24 protein-coding genes are annotated in these 23,718 nt (G+C 53.8%); 11 read left to right on the top strand and 13 right to left on the bottom strand.

Going from position 1 to position 23,718, the window contains the following annotated elements; genetic code table 11:
* Nucleotides 1-3 precede the first annotated feature (3 nt).
* The 3 genes from AC534G_RS00495 to AC534G_RS00505 all read left to right on the top strand — a co-directional run bounded on the left by AC534G_RS00495 (nucleotide 4) and on the right by AC534G_RS00505 (nucleotide 2,523).
* Complete coding sequence (locus tag AC534G_RS00495; RefSeq protein WP_110496469.1) at nucleotides 4-855, top strand: class II fructose-bisphosphate aldolase; 852 nt, start codon at nucleotides 4-6, stop codon at nucleotides 853-855.
* An 80-nt stretch (nucleotides 856-935) separates the two neighbouring features.
* Complete coding sequence (locus tag AC534G_RS00500) at nucleotides 936-1,796, top strand: ketose-bisphosphate aldolase (RefSeq protein WP_006687642.1); 861 nt, start codon at nucleotides 936-938, stop codon at nucleotides 1,794-1,796.
* A gap of 49 nt (nucleotides 1,797-1,845) precedes the next feature.
* Complete coding sequence (locus AC534G_RS00505; protein WP_110496471.1) at nucleotides 1,846-2,523, top strand: D-lyxose/D-mannose family sugar isomerase; 678 nt, start codon at nucleotides 1,846-1,848, stop codon at nucleotides 2,521-2,523.
* A 38-nt stretch (nucleotides 2,524-2,561) separates the two neighbouring features.
* Here AC534G_RS00505 and AC534G_RS00510 read toward each other — a convergent pair whose 3' ends face one another.
* Both AC534G_RS00510 and xanP read right to left on the bottom strand, forming a co-directional pair.
* On the bottom strand, nucleotides 2,562-4,268 hold the full coding sequence (locus AC534G_RS00510) for an AsmA family protein (protein ID WP_110496473.1): 1,707 nt from the start codon (nucleotides 4,266-4,268) through the stop codon (nucleotides 2,562-2,564).
* 121 nt (nucleotides 4,269-4,389) lie between these two features.
* Nucleotides 4,390-5,781 carry a xanthine/proton symporter XanP gene (gene xanP, locus AC534G_RS00515; RefSeq protein WP_038635433.1) on the bottom strand — a complete coding sequence of 464 codons (1,392 nt, stop codon included), beginning with the start codon at nucleotides 5,779-5,781 and terminating at the stop codon, nucleotides 4,390-4,392.
* A 226-nt stretch (nucleotides 5,782-6,007) separates the two neighbouring features.
* Here xanP and gltS point away from each other — a divergent pair, with 226 nt between their 5' ends.
* A complete protein-coding gene (gene gltS / locus AC534G_RS00520) occupies nucleotides 6,008-7,213 on the top strand; it encodes a sodium/glutamate symporter (RefSeq protein WP_006687638.1) in 1,206 nt (401 codons plus the stop codon).
* Between the two features lie 39 nt (nucleotides 7,214-7,252).
* Here the strand turns inward: gltS and recG are convergent, their stop codons facing one another.
* Genes recG through gmk form a run of 5 tightly spaced genes read right to left on the bottom strand, consistent with a single transcriptional unit; the run spans nucleotide 7,253 to nucleotide 13,117 of the window.
* The gene (gene recG, locus AC534G_RS00525; protein ID WP_110496475.1) at nucleotides 7,253-9,334 is read right to left on the bottom strand and encodes an ATP-dependent DNA helicase RecG; all 2,082 of its coding nucleotides are present in this window, start codon (nucleotides 9,332-9,334) and stop codon (nucleotides 7,253-7,255) included.
* Between the two features lie 5 nt (nucleotides 9,335-9,339).
* Nucleotides 9,340-10,029, bottom strand: a complete 690-nt coding sequence (trmH, locus tag AC534G_RS00530) for a tRNA (guanosine(18)-2'-O)-methyltransferase TrmH (protein WP_042311553.1) — start codon at nucleotides 10,027-10,029, stop codon at nucleotides 9,340-9,342.
* A gap of 4 nt (nucleotides 10,030-10,033) precedes the next feature.
* Nucleotides 10,034-12,145, bottom strand: coding sequence for a bifunctional GTP diphosphokinase/guanosine-3',5'-bis pyrophosphate 3'-pyrophosphohydrolase (gene spoT, locus AC534G_RS00535; protein WP_038635422.1), 2,112 nt, complete (start codon nucleotides 12,143-12,145; stop codon nucleotides 10,034-10,036).
* Nucleotides 12,146-12,163: 18 nt separating this feature from the next.
* A complete protein-coding gene (gene rpoZ / locus AC534G_RS00540; RefSeq protein ID WP_000135058.1) occupies nucleotides 12,164-12,439 on the bottom strand; it encodes a DNA-directed RNA polymerase subunit omega in 276 nt (91 codons plus the stop codon).
* 54 nt (nucleotides 12,440-12,493) lie between these two features.
* The gene (gmk, locus tag AC534G_RS00545) at nucleotides 12,494-13,117 is read right to left on the bottom strand and encodes a guanylate kinase (RefSeq protein WP_038635416.1); all 624 of its coding nucleotides are present in this window, start codon (nucleotides 13,115-13,117) and stop codon (nucleotides 12,494-12,496) included.
* A 261-nt stretch (nucleotides 13,118-13,378) separates the two neighbouring features.
* Between gmk and ligB the strand changes: the two genes are divergently transcribed.
* The gene (gene ligB / locus AC534G_RS00550; protein WP_110496477.1) at nucleotides 13,379-15,058 is read left to right on the top strand and encodes an NAD-dependent DNA ligase LigB; all 1,680 of its coding nucleotides are present in this window, start codon (nucleotides 13,379-13,381) and stop codon (nucleotides 15,056-15,058) included.
* Here the strand turns inward: ligB and AC534G_RS00555 are convergent.
* Both AC534G_RS00555 and AC534G_RS00560 read right to left on the bottom strand, forming a co-directional pair.
* A complete protein-coding gene (locus AC534G_RS00555) occupies nucleotides 15,055-15,672 on the bottom strand; it encodes a trimeric intracellular cation channel family protein (protein WP_038635410.1) in 618 nt (205 codons plus the stop codon). The two genes, ligB and AC534G_RS00555, sit on opposite strands and share 4 nt — an antisense overlap.
* Before the next feature lie 256 nt (nucleotides 15,673-15,928).
* Nucleotides 15,929-16,792, bottom strand: a complete 864-nt coding sequence (locus AC534G_RS00560; protein WP_006687630.1) for a YicC/YloC family endoribonuclease — start codon at nucleotides 16,790-16,792, stop codon at nucleotides 15,929-15,931.
* Nucleotides 16,793-16,917: 125 nt separating this feature from the next.
* Between AC534G_RS00560 and rph the strand changes: the two genes are divergently transcribed.
* Nucleotides 16,918-17,634, top strand: coding sequence for a ribonuclease PH (gene rph / locus AC534G_RS00565; protein WP_003024054.1), 717 nt, complete (start codon nucleotides 16,918-16,920; stop codon nucleotides 17,632-17,634).
* A 65-nt stretch (nucleotides 17,635-17,699) separates the two neighbouring features.
* Nucleotides 17,700-18,341 (top strand): orotate phosphoribosyltransferase, encoded by a 642-nt coding sequence (pyrE, locus tag AC534G_RS00570; protein ID WP_061066836.1) that lies wholly within the window; start codon nucleotides 17,700-17,702, stop codon nucleotides 18,339-18,341.
* An 88-nt stretch (nucleotides 18,342-18,429) separates the two neighbouring features.
* On the opposite strand, the gene slmA is transcribed toward pyrE, so the two are convergent.
* From slmA to coaBC, 3 genes are all read right to left on the bottom strand, one after another.
* The gene (gene slmA / locus AC534G_RS00575) at nucleotides 18,430-19,026 is read right to left on the bottom strand and encodes a nucleoid occlusion factor SlmA (protein ID WP_003024060.1); all 597 of its coding nucleotides are present in this window, start codon (nucleotides 19,024-19,026) and stop codon (nucleotides 18,430-18,432) included.
* A 116-nt stretch (nucleotides 19,027-19,142) separates the two neighbouring features.
* A complete protein-coding gene (gene dut, locus AC534G_RS00580; protein ID WP_006687626.1) occupies nucleotides 19,143-19,601 on the bottom strand; it encodes a dUTP diphosphatase in 459 nt (152 codons plus the stop codon).
* Nucleotides 19,579-20,799: a bifunctional phosphopantothenoylcysteine decarboxylase/phosphopantothenate--cysteine ligase CoaBC gene (gene coaBC / locus AC534G_RS00585; RefSeq protein ID WP_110498772.1), complete on the bottom strand. Its 1,221-nt coding sequence runs from the start codon at nucleotides 20,797-20,799 to the stop codon at nucleotides 19,579-19,581. Before coaBC ends, dut begins: the two co-directional genes overlap by 23 nt.
* 171 nt (nucleotides 20,800-20,970) lie before the next feature.
* Here coaBC and radC point away from each other — a divergent pair, with 171 nt between their 5' ends.
* The 4 genes from radC (at nucleotide 20,971) to mutM (ending at nucleotide 23,187) form a co-directional block, all read left to right on the top strand.
* On the top strand, nucleotides 20,971-21,636 hold the full coding sequence (gene radC / locus AC534G_RS00590; protein ID WP_038635368.1) for a RadC family protein: 666 nt from the start codon (nucleotides 20,971-20,973) through the stop codon (nucleotides 21,634-21,636).
* A 218-nt stretch (nucleotides 21,637-21,854) separates the two neighbouring features.
* Nucleotides 21,855-22,091, top strand: a complete 237-nt coding sequence (rpmB, locus tag AC534G_RS00595) for a 50S ribosomal protein L28 (RefSeq protein WP_003024071.1) — start codon at nucleotides 21,855-21,857, stop codon at nucleotides 22,089-22,091.
* A gap of 20 nt (nucleotides 22,092-22,111) precedes the next feature.
* Nucleotides 22,112-22,279, top strand: a complete 168-nt coding sequence (rpmG, locus tag AC534G_RS00600) for a 50S ribosomal protein L33 (protein ID WP_003024094.1) — start codon at nucleotides 22,112-22,114, stop codon at nucleotides 22,277-22,279.
* Nucleotides 22,280-22,377: 98 nt separating this feature from the next.
* Nucleotides 22,378-23,187: a bifunctional DNA-formamidopyrimidine glycosylase/DNA-(apurinic or apyrimidinic site) lyase gene (gene mutM / locus AC534G_RS00605; protein ID WP_038635364.1), complete on the top strand. Its 810-nt coding sequence runs from the start codon at nucleotides 22,378-22,380 to the stop codon at nucleotides 23,185-23,187.
* A 48-nt stretch (nucleotides 23,188-23,235) separates the two neighbouring features.
* On the opposite strand, the gene coaD is transcribed toward mutM, so the two are convergent.
* Nucleotides 23,236-23,715 (bottom strand): pantetheine-phosphate adenylyltransferase, encoded by a 480-nt coding sequence (gene coaD, locus AC534G_RS00610; RefSeq protein ID WP_003024099.1) that lies wholly within the window; start codon nucleotides 23,713-23,715, stop codon nucleotides 23,236-23,238.
* Between the last annotated feature and the right edge of the window lie 3 nt (nucleotides 23,716-23,718).

Genomic DNA, 23,718 nt, shown 5'->3' on the forward strand with positions numbered 1-23,718 from the left:
CGTATGTTTGCCGATATGAAAAGCATGGTGACGAAAGCCTGGCGCGGGCAGTATGCGCTGCTGGCTATCAACTGTATGAACCTGGAAAGCGCCCGTGCGGCGGTGCGGGTGGCAGAGAAACACCGTGCGCCCATTATTCTGAATCTGTATCAGGGGCATCTGGACCATTTTCCGGCACCGATAGCGGCGGCGGTGGTCAAAGCGCTGGCAGCGGAAGCTTCGGTACCGATCGCGCTGGCGTTAGATCATGGAAAGGATCCTGTACGCATTCGCCAGGCTTTTCGCGCCGGATTCAGCGGGTTAATGATCGACGCCTCCGCCTTTGCGCTGGAAGAAAACATTCGCCAGACCCGGGCGGTGGTCGAGCTCGCAGCCAGCATTTCTCTGTGCGTGGAAGGCGAGCTGGGCCACCTGGCCGACGCCCCGCGCTATGACCATGCCGCTAACGCTGATTTGATGACTCAGGCCGCTGACGTGGAGCCATTTATCCAACAGACCGGGATTGATTTACTGGCGGTGTCGGTTGGTACGGCGCACGGTATGTACGCGCCGGGCGTAACGCCAGCCATTGATTTTCAACGGCTGGAGGAAATTGCCCGTTTATCAACGGTGCCGCTGGCGCTGCATGGTGGTAGCGGGACGCCGTTTGACCAGCTACAGCGTTGCCCGACGTTTGGCGTCGCCAAGATTAATGTTGGCGCGGCGGTCTTCGAAGCCGGAAAGGCCGCGCTATTGCACACCTTGTGTCGCGACACATCCTGCGAACTTGTTGATGCTCTGGCCCTGATGGAGCAGGCCTGCGAGGAAGCCATTATTCCGTATCTACAGGCCAGCGGCGCTATCGACCAGGCCTGATTCATTTTCTGTAACGCCTTTTATGCCTCTGCGATGACGCACTGGCAGGGCTTTCTACACCCTGAAACTGGAGAATTAACATGTTAGTTTCGATGAAAGAATTACTGCAACCGACCCGTCAGCACGGTTTTGCCATCGGCGCATTCAACGTAGCGGATAGCTGCTTTGTGCGTGCGGTGGTGGAAGAAGCGGAAGCGACCAACACCCCAGCGATTATCTCCATTCACCCCAGCGAACATGATTTCCTCGGCGATGCGTTCTTTAGCTATGTGCGAGATATCACCCTGCGTAGCCCGGTCCCCTTTACTTTGCATCTGGATCACGGCGCTTCGGTAGAGCATGTCCTGCGGGCAATTCAGTGTGGATTTACCTCGGTGATGATTGATGGCTCGCTGCTGCCGTATGAAGAGAACGTGGCGCTGACCCGCGAAGTGGTCAAGCTGGCGCATGCGGTAGGTGTTTCGGTTGAAGGCGAGCTGGGAACGATTGGCCAGACCGGAACGTCCGTGGAAGGCGGTGTGTCGAAGGTTACCTACACCGATCCCGCCCAGGCGCAGGATTTTATCGCCCGTACCGGGGCCGATACGCTGGCAGTGGCGATTGGCACCGCGCACGGGATCTACCCGAAAGGGATGCAGCCAGAGCTGCAAATGAACATCCTGCGCGATATCGCCGGGCGGGTGGACATTCCGCTGGTGCTGCACGGCGGTTCCGCGAACCCGGATGCGGAAATCGCTGAATCCGTTACGCTCGGCGTGGGCAAAATCAACATTTCCAGCGATATGAAATACGCCTACTTCCAGAAAGTCCGCGAAATCCTGGCAAAAGAGACCTGGTGGGACCCGAACGTCATCTACCCGGAAGCCATCAGCGCCGCGCGGGACGTGATTCGCCACAAAATGAAACTGTTTGGCTCAACCGGCAAAGCGTCACTTTACTAACGGCATGCAGGCGGGGTGACCCGCCTCTTTCGCAACAAGGAAAAGTGCAATGAAGCGTTCATATATTAATTATGTCATCGATAAAGCGCATGCCATCGCCGAGACCTTTCGGGTCTGTCTGCCTGATTTTGCGTATTTAACGGTCGACGCCTGGCGACAACAGGACCCTGCTTTGTGGCGTGAAGTGCGCGATCTCCAGCTGGGCTGGGACGTTACCGACTTTGGACGCGGGGATTTTGCGCAAATCGGGCTGACGTTACTGACATTGCGCAATGGTCTGATGGGGTCAGCCGATTACCCCAAACCGTATGCCGAAAAGATGCTGCAAATTCAGCAGGATCAACAAACACCGTGGCATTTTCATCGCCATAAGATGGAAGATATCGTTAACCGCGGCGGCGGTGATTTGTGTATGCAGCTGGCGTGGTCCACGCCCGATGACGGGTATGACACTCGGCGCATTGTTGATGTTAGCGTCGATGGTCAGCGGCGTACCGTTAAATCCGGTGATACGTTGGTGCTAAAACCGGGGCAGGGAGTGTGTCTGCCGCCGCGGTTGTATCATCGTTTCTGGGCTGAGAAAGCTTTTGTGCTGGGCTGGGAAATCTCGATGGTCAATGACGACCAGCATGACAATCACTTCCTTGAACCGGGCGGTCGTTTCCCGACGATAGAAGAAGACGAGCCGGTGAAGTGGTTGTTATGCAGTGAATATAAGCGTTTATGAGTGGTAGGCCCGGTAAGCGAAGCGCCACCGGGCAATAATCACTGCGTAACGGGTGAGGCAACGTTACTACCTGATACCACACCCGCCTGCATGGTCTGCGTGACCTGCTGTTTCTCTGCATTCACCGCATGTAACTGGCCGTTGACTGTGGGTTTGAGCGGCGTATCGGCCTGAATGTTGCCGCTGGCGGTGAGTTGAATGTTACCGTCGCCGGAAAGCGGCAGTGCTGGCCAGCCCCACTGTTGCAGGATGGTCATTGGCACGCCGCGCCCGTTCAGGCTGACCTGTGCCTGACGCTGAGGCAGTTGCGAAATGCTGGCGGTGGCCTCCAGCAGCCCTTTTTCTGTATAGGCGCTTAGTTCACTGATATTGATGGTACTGTTGTTCGCCGTGAGCGCCAGCGAAGGACGGCGCACGTCGGTGCGATTAAAGGTGGCAGCAGCGGCGTTGAGCGTGGCGTTACCGCTCCAGATCCCCCACTGGTTGTTCTGTACCAGCCCGAGGTTAGCACCGTAACCGTCCAGGGCGGTGAGTTGCCACGGGAAGGCCGGGTCAATGTCGATCACCAGATTACGGCTGGCGCTGAATTTCTTCAGCGTCAGGCTGTTTAGCCAGGCTGGCAGAGGCTTCATCCATAGCTGTTTCCAGTTTTCCGGTAGCGTATATTCCAGGCCGGCAATCGCGGCATCGTCGAGAACCAGCGCTTTGTTGTTACGCATCCAGTTTCCGGATGTTCTGAGCATTCCCCCTTCCCAGCGGGTCGTGAACTGGCGCAGCGCAATGCCCTGCGGCGAGAACTCGGCGTTCAGAATCGGATCGAAGAAATGCAGTGAACCGTAGATAAACTCGCTGGCGTTCATCGACAGTTTTCCTTCCTGTGTTTGCCAGTCATCTTTGCTAAACGTCATGTTGCGCAAGCTCAGATCAAGGTCCGTGACCGCCCAGTCAGGACCTTGCAGACGGGCATCCGTCACTTCCAGACGACCAATTTGCAAGGATGGAATAGTGGTTAGCGGCGCAAAAAAGTCGGCCAGCGATTTGTCACTTTGCAGCCGGATATCGTTCAGGCGCAGATTCTCTACCACCCAGCTACCGTCGGTATTGCGCTGCGCCACGCCGGTTAATGCGCCACGCGCGACGTCTGCGCCAATATTACTGAGCGTCACCCGACCATGGTCAATGCTGCCTTCAATCAATACGTTGGTGGTTGGGACATCGTTCAGCGTCAATGAGCTGGCGCTGAGCTGAATTTGTGCTTTGCTGCCGAGAATTTTACCTGCCTCAGGGCTCCAGGGAATCACGCCGCCGTTCACGCGCTGGGCGCTCAGGTTCCACTCGCTGCCGGGGCTGTTGAGCGCCATATCCTGTAACTGCAGGCGATCGGCCTGGAACGGTAGCGGTGCGGTTTGCTGGGAAAGATTCAGCGTGCCGTTTTGCAAGAGGATAGTGTCTACGTGCCGTGGGTCGGTGATTTGGCGACTGCTCAGCCCAATATCGACCGTTTTAGCGACCAGCGTTGCGGGCTGGCCATCGCGACCAAAGGTGACGTTTTCCAGCAGAATATGGGAAGGGGAAGAAAACCGGTGATCGATAGCATCAAATGCCAGATGATAGCTGCTGTTCTCTGAGACCCAGGCGCTGACGTGCTCTGCGCCCCAACGGGTTTGCAGTAGAAAATAAAGGCCGAGAATCGCCACTGCACAGGCGATCAGCACGTAAAGAAGCAGCTTTCCAATAAATTTCATGGTCTTCCATCCCGCGAAGTGCACATAGTCAAGTTATGCACGATTTAGAGGCAATGCTCAAGGCAGGAATGGTGAAAGAGCGTTACAGCGGCGTTGATTCAGAGCCAACGCCGCATTTTGCTTATTGCTTCTCTGGTGGGAACACAAGATTCAGAACGATAGCGGTGATACCGCCTGCGGCAATGCCTGAGGAGAGCAGATTTTTCACCCAATCCGGGGCAAATTGCAGAATCAGCGGCTGCTGGGAGACACCCAGGCCAACGGCCAGCGACAGCGCAATAATCAAAATAGCGCGGCGGTTCAGCGGCTCGCGAGAGACAATACGCACGCCAGATGCGGCGATAGTACCGAACATTACCAGGGTTGCGCCGCCCAATACCGGTTCAGGAATATGCTGTACAAAACCGCTAACTGCCGGGAACAGGCCCAATGCTATCAGCATCAGCGCCACCACAAAACCGACGTAACGACTGGCTACGCCCGTTAACTGAATGACCCCATTGTTCTGACCAAAACAAGAGTTCGGGAAGGTATTGAACACGGCGGAAACAAACGAGTTCAGACCGTTCGCCAGCACGCCGCCTTTCAGGCGTTTCATATACAGCGGACCAGAAACCGGCTGTTCGGAAACATCGGAGGTCGCCGTAATATCACCGATGGTTTCCAGCGACGTAATCATAAAGACCAGCATCAGCGGCAGCAGTAAGCTCCAGTCGATACCGAGGCCATAATACAGCGGCGTTGGCACCATGATCAGGTCCTGGCTTACCGGTGCGGTATTTTGCGGCAGCATGTCCATAAACCATGCCAGCAGGTAGCCTGCCGCCATCGCAATCACCAGGGACGCAACGCGCAGGTACGGGTTGCGTTGGCGGTTAAGCAGGATGATCAGCGCCAGCACAACGCCAGCCAGCAGTAAATTCTTCGGTGCGCCAAAGGTGTTATCGCTCATTGCGGCATAACCACCGCCAATCGACGTCAGACCCACCTGAATCAGCGACAGACCGATAATCATCACCACCACGCCTGAGACCAACGGGGTAATAATACGCCGCGCCAGGTGCAGTACACGCGAGATAACCATTTCAGTGCAGCTCGCTAACATCAGCGTACCGAACAGGGCCGCCATCATGGTTGGGACATCTGCGCCACCGGTTTTTAGCGCCGTGCCACCCATAATCAGCGGCGCAACAAAATTAAAGCTGGTGCCCTGAATAGATAACAGCCCGGAACCAACCGGCCCCCAGGCTTTGATCTGAATGATAGAAGCTACGCCGGAAGCGAACAGCGACATACTGATAATGTGTTGAGTATCCTGAGCTGGCAAACCGAGTGCCTGGCAAATTAACAGCGCCGGGGTGATCACCGCGACGAACATGGCCAGCAGGTGCTGACAGGCGGCAAACAGGGTCTGGGCTAACGGGGGGCGATCTTCAAGACGGTAAATCAGTTCACTGTTGTGAGTCTGCGCAACCGGTTGCGCATTTGTTGACTCTACGGCGTTAACGGACATCAGAGGCAATCCCATAATGGAAAAGCGGTGATTTTATCTGACCAGGGCGGAAAAGCAAACGTTTGCCAGCAGTTATTCTTAATATTTAAAACGGATAAACAAACTTTTTTATATAACTTTTCATCATTTTCTGCTTAAAATCCACCCCGAAAACTCAATAAGAGCTAAAAAATCGGTCTGGAATGCATCGTGCGTGATTGTGCTAAACGCACTAATGGAGCTGTAAATGTTTTATCTCGATACGTTATCTACTCTGGTTGCGGCAACCCTTGTATTGCTGCTGGGACGTAAGCTCGTCCAGTCTGTCTCCTTCCTGAAAAAATACACCATTCCCGAACCTGTAGCCGGTGGATTGCTGGTGGCGATTGCGTTGCTGGTGCTGAAAAAAAGCATGGGCTGGGAAGTAAACTTCGATATGACCCTGCGCGATCCGCTGATGCTGGCGTTCTTCGCTACCATCGGCCTGAACGCTAATATCGCCAGCCTGCGCGCCGGTGGCCGCGTGGTGGGTATTTTTCTGATTGTCGTTGTGGGACTGCTGTTGATGCAGAACGCCATCGGTATCGGTATGGCGAGCCTGCTGGGCCTGGATCCGTTGATGGGCCTGATTGCCGGTTCGATCACGCTCTCTGGCGGACACGGAACCGGGGCTGCGTGGAGCAAGTTATTTATTGAGCGCTACGGTTTTACCAATGCGACTGAAGTCGCAATGGCTTGCGCGACCTTTGGTCTGGTGTTGGGGGGGCTGATTGGCGGCCCGGTGGCGCGCTATCTGGTTAAACACTCCACCACGCCTGACGGTATGCCGGACGATCAGGCTGTACCGACCGCGTTTGAAAAGCCGGACGTTGGACGCATAATCACCTCGCTGGTGCTGATTGAAACTATCGCGCTGATCGCTATCTGTCTGACGGTAGGTAAAATCGTTGCGCAAATGCTGGTCGGAACGGTGCTCGAACTGCCGACCTTCGTCTGCGTGCTGTTTGTTGGTGTGATCCTCAGTAATGGCCTGGCGCTCATGGGCTTTTATCGGGTGTTCGAACGGGCGGTTTCAGTGCTGGGCAACGTGAGCCTGTCGCTGTTCCTGGCGATGGCGCTGATGAGCCTGAAACTGTGGGAGCTGGCATCTCTGGCGCTGCCGATGCTGGCGATACTGGTTGTGCAGACGATTTTTATGGCGTTGTACGCGGTATTTGTTACCTGGCGCATGATGGGCAAAAACTACGATGCCGCTGTACTGGCAGCCGGCCACTGCGGTTTTGGGCTTGGCGCAACGCCAACGGCGATTGCTAACATGCAGGCAATTACCGAACGTTTCGGACCATCCCATATGGCGTTCCTGGTGGTGCCGATGGTGGGGGCGTTCTTTATCGATATCGTCAACGCGTTAGTGATTAAGCTGTATCTGCTGCTGCCGATTTTTGCGCAATAACGGCTGTGCGGCGGAGTAACATCCGCCGCGATAAGTCGATTATGCGTTGGAGTAACGTTCGGTTTCCGGCATCCAGCGCTCTATCAGCGCGGCAGCCTGTTGCGGATAACGTTCGTGAATATGGCGGGCTATACGCTGAACTTCCGGAATCATGGCCTGATCGCGCAATAAATCCGCTACTTTGAATTCTGCCGTTCCGGTCTGGCGCGTACCTAACAGCTCGCCGGGTCCGCGGATCTCTAAATCTTTTTGTGCAATCACGAACCCGTCATTGCTGTCCCGCAGAACCTGCAGGCGTTTCTGCGCCGTTTTTGACAGCGGCGATTTGTAGAGCAGGACGCAGTGGGAAGCGACGGCGCCGCGGCCTACGCGGCCACGCAACTGGTGCAACTGCGCCAGGCCTAATCGCTCCGGGTTTTCAATGATCATCAGGCTGGCGTTCGGCACGTCCACACCCACTTCAATCACCGTGGTGGCGACCAGCAGATGTAATTCACCCTGCTTAAAGGCGGCCATCACCGACTGCTTCTCGGCGGGCTTCATGCGCCCATGCACCAGGCCAATATTCAGCTCTGGTAAGGCAAGCTTAAGTTCTTCCCATGTGGCTTCGGCCGCCTGCGCTTCTAATAAATCAGACTCTTCGATTAGTGTACAAACCCAGTACGCCTGACGTCCTTCGTGGGTGCAGGCGTTGCGCACACGGTCAATGATGTCGCTACGGCGGGTGTCGGGAATCGCTACTGTGGTGACCGGCGTACGCCCCGGCGGCAGTTCGTCAATGACAGACGTGTCGAGATCGGCATAGGCGGTCATGGCCAGAGTACGCGGGATCGGGGTGGCGGTCATAATGAGCTGGTGTGGGTGGAAACCCTGCTGCTGGCCTTTCTCCCACAGAGCCAGACGCTGATGCACGCCAAAACGGTGCTGTTCGTCGATAATCACCAGCGCCAGTCCGTTGAACTGAACTTGTTCCTGGAAAATTGCGTGTGTGCCGACAATCATCTGCACCTGACCGCTGGTGATGGCTTCCTGCTGTGCCTGGCGTGCTTTACCTTTTTGCTTACCCGCCAGCCAACCCACTTCAACGCCCAAAGGTTCGAACCAGTTGCGGAAATTATTTGCGTGCTGTTCAGCCAGTAATTCAGTGGGGGCCATCAGCGCCACCTGCTTACCATGCGCAATCGCACGCAGGGCGGCAAGTGCTGCAACCAGCGTTTTACCGGAACCGACATCGCCCTGCACCAGGCGCATCATTGGGACATCCAGCGCCATATCGCGTTCAATTTCGGCAGTGACCCGGGCCTGTGCGCCGGTTGGTTGAAAGGGGAGCGCCGCCAGCAGTTGATCTTTCAGCCGATTGTCAGGACTCAGCGGTTGGGCGTGAAAACGTTGCGCCCCGGCGCGAAGCGCCAGCATGCTGAGATTGTGCGCCAGGAGTTCTTCCAGAATCAGGCGTCGCTGAGCCGGGTGTTGTCCGGTTTCAAGGTCGCTAAGCTGTAACGTCGGCGGCGGACGGTGTAATGTGCGCAACGCTTCCGGCAGGCTCATCATGCCTTGTAGTAACTCCGGAGGGAGCAACTCGGCAATGGCGCAGGTATCGAGCAGATCCAGCGCCTGATCGGTCAACTTGCGTAGCGTTGCCTGCTTAACGCCTTCCGTGGTCGGATACACCGGCGTGAGCGTTTCCTGCAGTTCCGGCGTGCTGAGATCGCCCTGTACGCGGTATTCCGGGTGGATCATTTCTGCGCCGTACTTGCCACGTTTCGCCTCGCCATAGGCCAGTACCCGACGCCCGGTGGCGAGGCTGTTTTTCATTGCTGCGCTGAAGTTGAAGAAGCGCATAGTGAGAATGCCGGAGCCATCGCTTATCTGGCAGGTCATCATCCGGCGGCCACCAAAAGTGATATTGCAGTTCAGCACTTCGCCTTCAACGGTGGCATAGACGCCCGGCAGCAGTTCGCCAATGGGGTACAGATGAGTACGGTCTTCGTAGCGCAGAGGGAGGTGGAGCAGGAGGTCCTGCACGGTGTGCAAGCCAATTTTCGCCAGTTTACTGCTTTGTGCTGCGCCAACGCCCGTCAGAGAGTTGAGCGGGATGGCATCCAGTAAACGGCCTTTCATCGCGATTATTTCGCAGACTGCATAGTGGCCCACCACGTTGCATCGGCTTCAATTTCGCCCTGCGTGTTTACGTGAGGGTAGGGAAGTCCTTTGCGCTTAGCGACATTCGCCAGCACCGGATAACCGCCTTCAAACAGCAAGCGCTGCTGTTCATCTTCCGGCAACATGCTGTTTTCTCGTCGGTACATGCCAGCATTTTGTCGCTGGCGCTGTGCTTCGTACAGAATCAGCGCAGAGGCAACTGAAACGTTCAGTGACTGCACCATGCCAATCATCGGAATGATGATGTCCTGGTCCGCCAGAGCGAGTGCTTCCTGAGTAATGCCGGTTTTTTCCTGGCCCATCAGGATGCAGGTTGGTCGCGTGTAATCAATTTCGCGGAAATCGACGGCTTTATCAGATAGGTGGGTCGCCAGAACCTGCATGCCCTGGCTTTTTAACTGCGTGACCGCATCGCTAATGGTCGGGTGGGTTTTAACCTGCACCCAGCTGTTACTGCCCGCGGCAGAAGAGGCCATGGTACGCATACGGCTACCCGGCCAGACGGCGTGGACTTCATGTACGCCGACTGCGTCTGCGGTACGAATGATCGCAGAAACGTTATGAGGTTTATGGACCTGCTCCATGCAGACGGTCAGATCGGGCTGACGCCTGGCAAGCATTTCGCAAATGCGCTCATAGCGTTTTGAGTTCATATCTCTAGTTTCGGTTGCGGGTGACTTTAATTACGTCCGGCATGACGCGGATTTTGCGCATAATATTCGCCAGATGCACGCGATCGCGAGCGGTCAGGCGAATAAAGGCGCTATAAACACGACCATCTTTCTCTTCAGTATTCAGACTTTGAATATTGGAGGTCGTCGTGTTGATTGCCGCCGTCAGGTTCGCCAGAGCACCCTGGTGGTTAAACATGTCCACCTTAATTTCGGTGATGAACTCCTGCTCTGTCTCTTTATCCCATTCCACCGCCATAAATTTCTCTGGCTCTTTCTGGTAGCCACGAATGTTACGACAGGACTCATGGTGAATCACCAGACCTTTACCCGGACTGACGTGGGCAATGATCGGATCGCCAGGAATTGGACGACAGCATTTGGCAAAGGTGATCAGTACGCCGTCTGCGCCTTTGATCGGCAGATGACCATGACCAGATTGCGCAGGAACGTTCGCCGATGCTTCGCCCTGCTGAAGGTTTTTCGCTACCACCACGCTCATGGCATTGCCCAGACCGATTTCCGCTAACAGATCGTCAAGCGTGGCGAGTTTCATACGCTCAAGCTCACGCTGGATACTTTCCTGCGGGATTTCAGCCAGTTTACGGCTACCACCCAGGGCATGGTTAAGCAGTCGACGCCCCAGACTGACGGAATCATCGCGCTTAAGGTTTTTCAGCAGTTGGCGAATTTTTGCTCGCGCTTTCGAGCTGACGACGAAGTTGAGCCATGCCGCATTCGGCCGGGCGCCCGGTGCGGTAATGATTTCAACGGTCTGACCGCTAAACAGCGGTTGGGAAAGCGGATAAGGCTGTCTGTCGACACGTGCGCCAACGCAGGCATGACCGATATCGGTATGTACCGCGTAGGCGAAGTCGACAGGCGTCGCACCGGCAGGCAGCTCGACAATGCGCCCTTCCGGTGTGAAAACATAAATCTCATCCGGGAAGAGATCAGATTTAACGCTTTCAATAAATTCAAACGAGCTACCGGCGCTTTGCTGCAATTCCAGCAGGCTTTGCATCCAGCGTTGTGCGCGGATTTGTGCCGTGGTGCTGGTTTCGCCATGCTCTTTGTACGCCCAGTGTGCCGCGACCCCCATCTCCGCCATCTGGTCCATGTCTTCGGTACGAATTTGTACTTCAACAGGCACGCCGTGCGGGCCGATCATTGAGGTATGCAAAGACTGATATCCGTTCGCTTTGGGAATGGCGATATAGTCTTTCACGCGACCTGGACGCGGTTTGTACAGGCTGTGCATCTGGCCGAGTACGCGATAGCAGGTATCGGAGTCATGAACGATGACGCGGAAAGCGTAAATGTCCATGATTGAGTGAAAACGCTGCTCTTTGAGTACCATTTTGCAGTAGATCGAGTACAGGTGCTTCTCGCGACCGCTTACGCGACACGGAATGCCTGCTTCCTGCAAACGCCCTTCGATCTCCGAGAGGATTTTTTGAATCATCTCTTTGCGGTTGCCGCGGGCGGCTTTTACCACTTCTTTAATCACGCGATAGCGGTTCGGGTACAGCGCTTCAAAACCCAGCTCTTCAAGCTCGGTCTTAATGTGATGAATACCTAAACGGTGCGCCAGCGGACTGTAGATTTCGAGGGTTTCACGGGCGATGCGGCGGCGCTTATCGGGGCGTAATGAGCCCAGCGTGCGCATATTGTGGGTACGGTCGGCAAGTTTGATGAGAATGACGCGGATATCCTGCACCATCGCCATAATCATCTTGCGAAAGTTTTCAGCTTGCGCCTCTTTCTTATCGCGAAACTTAAGCTTATCAAGCTTCGATACCCCTTCTACCAGCTCTGCAACGCTTTTACCAAAAAGCTGTTCCATGTCCTGGTAGGTGGCTGGGGTATCTTCAATCACGTCATGCAGCAGCGCAGCCATCAGCGTTTCGTAGTCGAGTTTCATCTCGGCCAGAATGCAGGCTACCGCTACCGGGTGCGTGATATAGGGTTCACCGCTTGAACGTGTCTGGCCCTCGTGAGCGTCACGTGCAACGAGATACGCCTGCCGAAGACGCTTAATCTGGTCTTCCGGCAGGTAGTTTTGAATCAGCTGATTCAGGCTTTCAAACAGATACAAGGGCGACCCGCTTTGTGATTAACGACGACCTTCAGCAATAGCGGTAACGGCTTGTAATTCAGCGGCTTCCTGCTCTTGCTGTTCCTGGCGCTCACGCACGTCGAGGATCTGGTTGTTGATCAGACCTTCTTCGATTTCGCGCAGCGCGATAACGGTAGTTTTATCGTTTTCTTCCGGTACGAGCGGATCCTTTCCGCCTACCTGCATCTGACGAGCGCGACGCGCGGCGACCAGTACCAGGTCAAAACGGTTACCAATTTTCTCTACAGCGTCCTGAACAGTTACGCGTGCCATACTTAAAATGCTCCACAGGTGAAGAAATGACTGGGCATGATACTGAATGTGGGTTCAGTCTGCCAACAGTTTGCTGATTAAAGCGTCATGACGCTGCTTTTGGCGGCTCATGCGCAGACGTTCGGCGCGAATGATGGTTTTCAAATCGCCCAGGGCGGTATCGAAATCATCGTTCACAATAAGATAATCATATTCGGCGTAATGGCTCATTTCTGCAACAGCTTGCGCCATACGTTTTGCGATCACGTCTTCGCTATCCTGACCTCGACCACGCAGACGACGGTCCAGCTCAATCTTAGAGGGCGGCAAAATAAAAATACTGCGCGCATGCGGCATTTTTTCACGAATTTGCTGCGCACCTTGCCAGTCGATATCTAAAAAGACGTCTACGCCGGATGCTAATACTTGCTCAATGGCCTCACGCGAAGTGCCGTAGTAATTACCGAAAACCTCAGCGTGTTCCAGGAACGCGTCTCTGCCAATCATGGCTCTGAATTCGTCATGGTTCACAAAGAAATAGTGTTCACCGTGCACTTCCCCCGGGCGCGGTGCGCGCGTGGTGTGCGAAACAGAAACCTGGGTGTCATACAACGGTTGGGTCTTTAATAAAGCCTGAATCAGGCTGGATTTACCCGCGCCACTGGGGGCAGAAACAATATAAAGCGTGCCTTGAGCCATGAGTATCTTAATGTATGTGATTGTCGAAAGAGAGCCTACATACGGGCTTATTATACACGTAGCCGCTATGTGACGTAGCCTTTGTCACACTTTTTGCGCATGTTTATTGCGTTTTGCGTACCCGTTTCCTGTTTTATCGGCAATTTGCAGCAACACGTGAAAATGTCAGGAAGGCTGCTCGCACGATGAATTTTTGTCGCTCTGTTTCGATTGCACTCCGCGCTATACCTGCCGGGAAACACATTGGTTAGCGGAGGCAGCATGAGGCTATGGAAATGCCTTGGCATAGTTTTACTGGTCTGGAATTTACCGGTTTGGGCGGTATGCCCTGCCTGGTCCCCAGCCCGGGCAAGCGAGGAAATTTCACGATTACAGCAGCAGATAACACAGTGGAATGATAGTTACTGGAAACAGGGTGTCAGCGCCGTTGATGACGGCGTTTATGACCAGCTCAATGCGCAACTCATCCAATGGCAGCGCTGTTTTGGCGATGAAGCTCCACCTGATCTGTCTGCGCCCCCAATAAGTGGCACAGTCTCGCATCCAGTACCTCATACGGGGGTCCGCAAGCTGGCTGATAAGCAAGCGTTACAGCAATGGATGCGTGTTCGCAGCGATCTCTGGGTACAACCAAAGGTCGACGGCGTGGCGGTCACGCTGGTCTATCGCAATGGCAATCTGGTAAGAGCGATTAGCCGAGGTAATGGCCTGAAAGGTGAAGACTGGACGCAAAAGGTGCTGCGGATACCTTCCGTACCACACAAGACCAAAGGTCTGCTGGCAAACAGTACGTTGCAGGGCGAGATATTTTTACAGCAGGAAGGGCATATCCAGCAACAGAGTGGGGGAATGAATGCCCGCTCAAAGGTCGCTGGAATGATGATGCGCCAGAGCAACCCGGAATTGTTACGTTCGTTGGCTATATTCATCTGGGCCTGGCCTGATGGTCCGGCGGTCATGTCGGAAAGGCTGGAACAACTCACTGCCGCCGGGTTCAGTTTCACGCAACGCTATACCCAGCCCGTGAAAAATGCGGACGATGTCGAGCATGCCCGTACCCGTTGGTGGACTTCAGCACTCCCTTTTGTGACGGATGGCGTCGTGGTGCGATCGGGGAAAGAACCGCAGGCGCGATACTGGTTACCCGGGCAGGGAGAGTGGCTGGCGGCATGGAAATATCCGCCCGTGGCTCAGGTATCCGAGGTCACAGATATTCAGTTTTCAGTCGGTAAAAGTGGGAAAATTGCCGTAGTCGCGCTGCTGGCACCCGTCATGCTGGATGATAAACGAGTGCAACGCGTCAATATTGGCTCTGTACGCCGCTGGAATGAATGGGATATCGCGCCTGGAGATCGGATCCTGATAAGCCTGGCCGGACAGGGGATCCCTCGTATCGACGAAGTGGTCTGGCGTAGCACTCAACGCACTAAGCCAACGCCGCCTGTGGGACATTTCAATTCAATGACCTGCTTTTATGCCACGCCGGCGTGTTATGAGCAGTTTATTGCCAGACTGGTTTGGCTGGGCGCGAAAGAAGTGCTGGAATTAGAAGGTATTGGTGAAGCGGGATGGCGTAACCTTCATCAGACGTATCACTTTGAACATATCTTTTCCTGGCTCGGATTAACTCAGGAGCAGCTCCGGTCCACATTAGGCGTAAGCAAAGGGGAGAAGATGTGGCATCAGTTCAACCTGTCGCGCCATCTTCCATTCACACGTTGGGTTATAGCCATGGGAATACCGTTAACACAGGCAACGCTGAATGCCAGTCGGGATGCTTCGTGGCAACAATTGCAGGACCGTGATGAACAAAGCTGGCGACAACTCCCTTTAATGGGGGGGCGCCGGGCACGACAGATTATTCAGTGGCTGGAGGCCAGGGAGGTCATAGCGCTGAGCAACTGGCTGGCTGCTCAGCGTATTACGGGCTTTATGCCTTAATGGCCTTCATGGCGATAATAAAATACTGGCAGGCCCAACTTCAGGCGTAGCGCCAGTAAGCGGGCGGTAAAACCGAAGAGTAGGGTAGAGATAACCACCACATCGTGGCTGGAGACGTAATGTTGCAGCACGATGTAAAGCACGGCAGCGGCAAAAGAAACGCCAGCATACAGCTCTTTCTGGAACACTAACGGAATGCGTTTGCAGAACATGTCGCGTAACACGCCACCGAAGACGCCGGTAGTGACCGCAGCGACCACGGCGATAATCGGCCCGTGACCCATATCCAGCGCCACCTGTGCGCCAATAATAGAAAAGACCACCAGGCCCAGCGCATCCAGTACAAGGAATATTTTACGCAGGTAGGGCATGACAGGAGCAATAATGGTGGTGAGTACCGCAGCGGCCGCCACAATGATGACGTATTCAGGATGCTTTACCCAGCCAAGCGGATAGTGGCCGAGAAGAATGTCGCGTACTGAACCACCGCCAATGGCGGTCGCAGTGGCAATAATAATGACGCCAAATGTATCCATACGGCGACGTCCTGCCGCAAGCGCGCCGGTCATGGCTTCGGCAGTAATACCAATTAAATATAAAACGTGTAACAGCATGTATTCCCCCTGTTGTGCTGGGGGCTAAGGTTATCGATTTGTGCGCATTGTCACGATTGAGATTTTCTAAGGTGAAACGATTTTAATAACTATAGCTAATGCGAATTTGTCATAAATGCGTTATGGCATGCTATCTAAAGTGTGGAGTGTAATAATAAACGTTGAGAAAATGTAATTCGAAGTGAAGGGGCGGAAGCGAAACGTCGGGAAAAACACGTAGTCCCGCCGTTTACTGGCGGGCTACGTAGAGTAAAGGTTACTCGATATTCTGAATTTGCTCGCGCATTTGCTCGATCAAGACTTTCAGTTCAATTGCGGAGTTAGTCACTTCGGCATTGATAGACTTGGATGCCAGAGTGTTCGACTCACGGTTGAATTCCTGCATCATGAAGTCCAGACGACGGCCAACCGCCTCTTTTTTCTTCAGAATGTTGTAGGTTTCTTTGACGTGAGCTTCCAGGCGATCCAGTTCTTCAGCCACGTCGATACGCTGTGCCATCAGCACCAGCTCTTGCTCAAGGCGGTTATTTTCCAGTTGCACCTGAGCGTCTTCCAGTTTGGCCACCAGACGCTCACGCTGCCATTGTAGAATTTCCGGCATATGTGCACGTACCTTCGTCACTTCAGCGCTGACGCCTTCCAGACGCTGCTCGATCAGCGCCTTCAGCGCCTGACCTTCGGTTTCACGCGCAACGATAAAGTCATCCAGCGTACCGTCAAGCGCAGCGAGGATTTCGGCGGCAATGGCGTCCAGATCTTGCTCCTGGGCTGCCATTACGCCAGGCCAACGCAGGATATCAACCGGGTTAATTTCACCTTCATCACTCTGCATTTTGACCCAGTTAGCAGCACTCACGAGCTGTTTAGCGAGCTTTTCATTCAGAATCAGCTCGCCCTGAGCGCTGGCATCCGGCTCAAAACGCAGCGTACATTCGATCTTACCGCGCGTCAGACGCGTGCGGATGCGTTCGCGAACCACGGGTTCGAGACTACGGAACTGTTCCGGCAGGCGAAAATAAGTTTCCAGATAACGCTGGTTTACCGAGCGCATTTCCCAGGTTGCGCTACCCCATTCACCCTTGATTTCACGCCGGGCGTAGGCGGTCATGCTGCGGATCATAGACGTTCCTGTTTTTAAAGATGAGATGGGAGGATTATAGCCATCCACGTCTTGTCAGGATAGGAATAACCGTCGGAAGTCCGTATAATGCGCAGCCACATTCGTTTCAAGCCGGAGATTTTATCATGCGTCCAGCAGGTCGTAGTGCCAATCAGGTGCGTCCCGTCACCCTGACCCGTAATTATACAAAACACGCTGAAGGCTCCGTGCTGGTCGAATTTGGTGATACCAAAGTACTGTGTACCGCTTCTATTGATGAAGGCGTCCCACGTTTTCTGAAAGGTCAGGGCCAGGGCTGGATCACCGCAGAATATGGCATGCTGCCACGCGCCACGCACACCCGTAACGCCCGCGAAGCGGCGAAAGGTAAGCAGGGCGGCCGTACCATGGAAATCCAGCGTTTGATCGCCCGCGCACTTCGCGCTGCTGTTGACCTGAAGACGCTCGGTGAATTCACTATTACGCTGGACTGTGATGTTATTCAGGCAGATGGCGGTACGCGTACTGCATCGATTACTGGCGCATGCGTTGCGTTGGCGGATGCGCTGAACAAACTGGTGGCGAGCGGTAAGCTGAAAACTAACCCGATGAAAGGGATGGTTGCCGCGGTTTCCGTGGGCATTGTCAACGGTGAAGCGCTCTGTGACCTCGAGTACGTTGAGGACTCCGCCGCAGAAACAGACATGAACGTAGTGATGACTGAAGATGGTCGCATTATTGAAGTGCAGGGCACGGCGGAAGGTGAGCCGTTCAGCCATGAAGAACTTCTCACCCTACTGGCATTGGCCCGAGGGGGAATCGAATCCATTGTAGCGACGCAGAAGGCGGCGTTAGAAAATTGATTTTAAAGGCGACTGAAGAGTCGCCTTTTTTTTGTCTGTAATAAAGTGAGATGAGGAGCGAATCCATGAAACCGTATCAGCGCCAGTTTATTGAGTTTGCGCTTAGCAAGCAGGTACTAAAGTTTGGCGAATTTACGCTGAAATCCGGGCGCAAAAGCCCCTATTTCTTCAACGCCGGGCTATTTAATACCGGGCGCGATCTGGCACTGCTAGGCCGTTTTTATGCCGAAGCGCTGGTGGATTCCGGCATCGAGTTCGATTTGCTGTTTGGCCCAGCCTACAAAGGTATTCCGATTGCGACCACCACTGCCGTTGCGCTGGCGGAACACCACGATAAAGATTTACCGTACTGCTTTAACCGTAAAGAGGCGAAGACCCATGGTGAAGGCGGTAATCTGGTAGGTAGCGCACTTGAGGGGCGTGTCATGCTGGTGGATGATGTTATCACCGCGGGAACAGCAATTCGTGAGTCGATGGAGATTATTCAGGCTAATGGCGCTACGCTTGCTGGGGTACTGATTTCTCTTGATCGTCAGGAACGCGGTCGTGGCGAGATTTCAGCGATTCAGGAAGTGGAACGTGATTATGGTTGCAAGGTAATTTCGATCATTACCCTGAAAGACCTGATTGCGTATCTGGAAGAGAAGCCTGAGATGGCAGAACATTTGGCAGCAGTGCGGGCATACCGAGAAGAGTTTGGGGTTTAATCGTCGCTGAATTGCCCGGTGGCGTTAAGCTTACCGGGCCTACGGTTGCACAGGCCGGATAAGACAAAGTCGCCATCCGGCAATCGTGTTACTGCAATTGAGCGGCAACCAGCGGCCAGCGGGTGTCAAAATCATCCGTTGGTCGATATTTAAATTCGCTACGTACAAACCGGGACAACATTCCTTCGCAGAAAGCCAGTAACTGGCTGGCCAGCAGCGTTTCATCCACCGTGTAACCTTCGCCTTCACGCATTCTTTTTTCGCGCAGAACCTGGCGTAACTGGGCCTCAATACGTTCGAAAAGCTGATTAATGCGGCCTTGCAGACGATCCTGTTCAAACATGAGCGCATGCCCGGTCAGAATGCGCGTCAGACCGGGGTTACGTTCACCGAAGCCTAAAATCAGCAGAACGATCAGACGCAGACGTGCGCTGGTGTCCTTTTCATCTTTTAAGATCAGATTGATACGGGTAATCAGACTATCTTCGATAAACTCAATCAGACTATCGAACATGCGAGTCTTGCTGGGAAAATGGCGATACAACGCCGCTTCGGAAACGCCTACAGAGGCTGCCAGTTTCGCTGTCGTGATGCGTTGGCTTCCATCGCTGGACTCAAGCATCAGTGCCAGAGACTGAAGTATTTCTTCGCGACGATTCCTTTTCGCAGTTTGCTTTTCTACCATGTTACAAAATACCCCTGAAAATAAGCTCTTGCCAGGCAGGCATCCACACAGCGACCGCAAACGGCTGTTTGCGGTGTGTTATTGCGTTATTACGCTGTGGGATACTTTTCTGCGGGTTACTTGCGCCCGGAATGGCCGAAGCCACCTTCGCCACGATCGGTGGCTTCAAACTCTTCCACCAGATTAAATTCAGCCTGCACGACCGGTACAAATACCATCTGCGCGATACGTTCGCCCGGTTCAATCGTGAAGCTGTCCTGGCCACGGTTCCAGATAGATACCATCAATTGTCCTTGATAGTCGGAATCAATCAGGCCGACCAGGTTGCCCAGTACGATGCCGTGCTTATGGCCCAGCCCGGAACGTGGCAACATCACCGCCGCCAGAGAGGGATCGGCAATGTGGATGGCTAACCCGGTTGGCACCAGCGTAGTTGCACCTGGCGCCAGCTCTACGGCGTCATCAAGACAAGCACGCAGGTCAAGTCCGGCAGAGCCAGAAGTGGCGTACGTCGGGAGCGGAAATTGTTGCCCTACGCGCGGGTCCAGAATCTTAACGTCGATTTTTTTCATCATAACGGGTCACGATCTCGTCGAGTAATAATTGGCCCAGGAGTTCTTTACGCTCAAGCGGTAAGATTTTATCTCCATCCTGCCAAAAAAGGTGTAATGCGTTGCTGTCGCTGTTAAACCCTTGATTTGATAGCGAAACGTCGTTAGCACAGATCACATCAAGGTTTTTGCGGATGCGTTTTTGCCGGGCATATTCTTCCACATTATTTGTTTCGGCGGCAAACCCAACGACAAAAGGACGATTAGCATCCAGTGCGGCAACACCGGCGATAATATCCGGGTTTTTGACCATTTTTACTGTTAATTCATCACCCTGCGTCGCCTGTTTTTTGATTTTTTCGGGGGCGACGGTCTCGGCGCGATAATCAGCGACTGCGGCGCAGCCGATAAAAATATGCTGTTGTTGCACCGCAGATTGCACGGCGGCTTCCATCTCCAGTGCGGTCATCACATCAATGCGCTGCACAAATGGCGGTGTGGGTAACGAAACAGGTCCCGACACCAGCGTGACGTTTGCCCCGCGTTTTGCGGCAGCGGCTGCGATAGCAAATCCCATTTTTCCGGAGCTGTGATTGGAAATGTAACGCACGGGATCCAGCGGTTCGCGCGTCGGACCCGCCGTAATCATGATATTGAGATGTTGCAGATCGTTGACAGGCGAGAAATGTTCTGCGGCCATATCGACAATCGTCAACGGATCCAGCATGCGTCCAGGACCGACATCGCCACATGCCTGGCTACCACTGTCAGGACCCCAAATGAGCAAACCTCGCGAGGCAAGAATGCTCAGATTGTGCTGGGTCGCGGCAGCGCGGTACATCTGCTGGTTCATGGCTGGCAGCACAGCAACAGGAGCAGGCGTTGCCAGACAAATCGTTGAAACCAGATCGTTAGCCATCCCCGCGGCGACGCGGGCAATCAGGTCTGCCGTAGCAGGCGCCAAAATAACCAGGTCGGCCCATTTCCCCAGCTCAATGTGGCCCATCGCGGCTTCGGCGGCGGGGTCAAGCAGGCTGTCGGAAACGGGATAACCCGAAACCGCTTGTAAGCTCAGGGGAGTAATAAACGCTTTTGCCGCTTCGGTCATCGCCACGCGGACGTCAGCGCCGCGTTCCCGTAAACGACGCACCAGTTCAGGGGTTTTGTACGCAGCAATGCCGCCACTGACGCCAAGTACGATTTTTTTACCGGCCAGGCTCATCATGATCTTTCCTGTTGGGTTTCACCAGAAGGCGGATATTTTATCACAATCCGCAATGAGTCGTGCTTTTGCCCGCGCTTCAGTTTGCGAGCCGCTACGAAGAAGTGATAACAGAGCGTCGATTCGCGACAAGCGTTATGCCACTATGCGGACGCGAAAGGAGGGGGAAGCATGGAAAATACAGGACGTATGATGCCCCGGGAAAAGCTGTTGGCGCAGGGGGCTGGTTCACTTAGCGATGTTGAGCTACTGGCGCTTTTTTTACGCACCGGGATTCTGGGTAAAGATGTGCTGACGTTGGCAAAAGAGTTGATCCAGCATTTTGGTTCGCTGTATGGCCTGTTATCAGCAGACTATATGGCGTTTAGCCACGTTCACGGTATTGGCCTGGCGAAGTATGCGCAGCTTAAAGGGATTGCCGAACTGGCAAGGCGCTACCATAACGTGCGAGTGATGGAAGAGCGCGCGTTACTTAGCCCGGAAATGGCGCGAGAATTTCTGCAAAGCCAGCTCGCGCAAGAGGAACGCGAGATCTTTCTGGTGATCTTTATGGATTCTCAACATCGTGTGATTAAACACAGCAAACTTTTTTCCGGCACGCTTAGCCATGTTGAGGTGCATCCACGAGAAATTGTGCGTGAAGCGATAAAAATGAATGCGTCAGCGGTGATCCTTGCCCATAATCACCCTTCGGGTTGTGCAGAGCCGAGTAAAGCAGATAAACTCATCACCGAGCGTGTTGTGAAATGCTGTCAGTTCATGGATATCCGGGTGCTTGATCATCTGGTCATTGGGCGCGGAGAGTACGTTTCTTTTGCGGAACGCGGTTGGATTTAACGCACTTTACGCGATCCATCGGGATCTTTGTCTGTTCGGGACTTGAGCATAACGCCGGGTCAGCGTATACTACGCCACCTTTGAGAATCTCGGGTTTGGCATTTGGGCCTGGCAATCGAGAGTTCACTTAGAACTACGCGATGACCGGGCTGTAAAGCCTGACGAGGCGCCGATACCCCATACGAAGCTCGAGCTAATTTGATTTTTGGAGAATAGACATGTCCCGAGTCTGCCAAGTTACTGGCAAGCGTCCGGTGACCGGTAACAACCGTTCCCACGCACTGAACGCGACTAAACGCCGTTTCCTGCCTAACCTGCACTCTCACCGTTTCTGGGTTGAGAGCGAAAAGCGTTTTGTCACCCTGCGTGTATCTGCTAAAGGTATGCGTGTTATTGATAAGAAAGGCATCGAAACAGTTCTGTCTGAACTGCGTGCCCGTGGCGAAAAGTACTAAGTACTAAGAGGAAATAAATCATGGCTAAAGGTATTCGTGAGAAAATCAAGCTGGTTTCTTCTGCTGGTACTGGTCACTTCTATACCACTACGAAGAACAAACGTACTAAGCCGGAAAAACTGGAACTGAAAAAATTCGATCCAGTTGTCCGTCAGCACGTTCTCTACAAAGAAGCGAAAATCAAGTAATTCTCGCTTTGATGTAATAAAAAACCTCGCTTCGGCGGGGTTTTTTGTTTTCTGGCCGTCCCCATATTAATGTGACCTGATACATCGCCGGAGATACTATGCCTGAATTACCTGAAGTCGAAACCAGCCGCCGCGGTATTGAGCCGCATCTGGTTGGGGCAACGATTATGCACGCGACTGTGCGTAACGGTCGTTTGCGTTGGCCGGTATCCGAGGAAATCTACCGGTTGAGTGATAAACCCGTTCTCAGCGTACAGCGGCGCGCGAAATACCTGTTGCTGGAACTGTCGGATGGTTGGATTATCATTCATCTGGGGATGTCGGGTAGTTTGCGTATCCTTCCTGAAGAGCTTCCGGCAGAAAAGCATGACCACGTCGACTTAGTGATGAGTAACGGCAAAGTTCTGCGCTATACCGATCCTCGCCGTTTTGGCGCCTGGCTGTGGACGACAGAGCTCGATGGGCATAATGTTCTCGCTCATCTTGGACCAGAGCCACTGAGCGACGATTTCAACGCCAGTTATCTGCAGCAGAAATGCGCGAAGAAGAAAACCGCGATTAAACCCTGGCTGATGGATAACAAGCTGGTGGTGGGGGTAGGTAATATCTATGCCAGCGAGTCGCTGTTTGCAGCGGGTATCCATCCTGACCGTCTGGCCTCATCTTTGTCGCAGGATGAGTGCGAACTACTGGTGCGCGTCATTAAGGCGGTTTTGCTGCGTTCGATCGAACAGGGTGGAACGACGCTGAAGGACTTCCTGCAAAGCGACGGTAAGCCGGGCTATTTTGCCCAGGAGCTGCAGGTCTATGGGAGAGAAGGCGAACCCTGTCGCGTATGCGGCGCGCCGATCATTGCGACAAAACACGCCCAGCGTACGACGTTCTACTGCCGTCGCTGTCAGAAATAACATTCGTTGCTGGCCGGATAAGCTGTATGTCTTATCCGGGCAGACGTATTACTTTAGTTTACTCATTAACGCCTGATGGACGTTTTCCGGCAGAAAGTGCGTCACATCTCCCTGGTGGCGGGCGACTTCTTTCACCAGTGACGATGAGATAAATGACCACTCTTTAGACGGCATCAGAAAGACGCTTTCCAGTTGCGGCATCAGGTGGCGGTTCATGTGGGCCAACTGCATTTCATACTCAAAATCTGCTACCGCGCGCAGGCCACGGATCAGAATGTTAGCCTGATTATCACGGGCAAAGTTTGCCATTAAGTCGCTGAATCCCAGAACTTCCACATTGCCGAGATGCGCCGTTGCCTGTTGCGCCAGCTCGACGCGTTCTTCAAGTGTAAACATCGGTTTTTTACTGGGACTTGCGGCAATCGCCAGGATCACGTGATCGAACATGCTGGTCGCACGGGTCACGATATCAAGATGGCCGTTAGTTATGGGATCAAAGGTTCCTGGATAAATCGCCCGTTTTTGCATGAT

The organism is Citrobacter sp. CRE-46 (assembly GCF_059615875.1).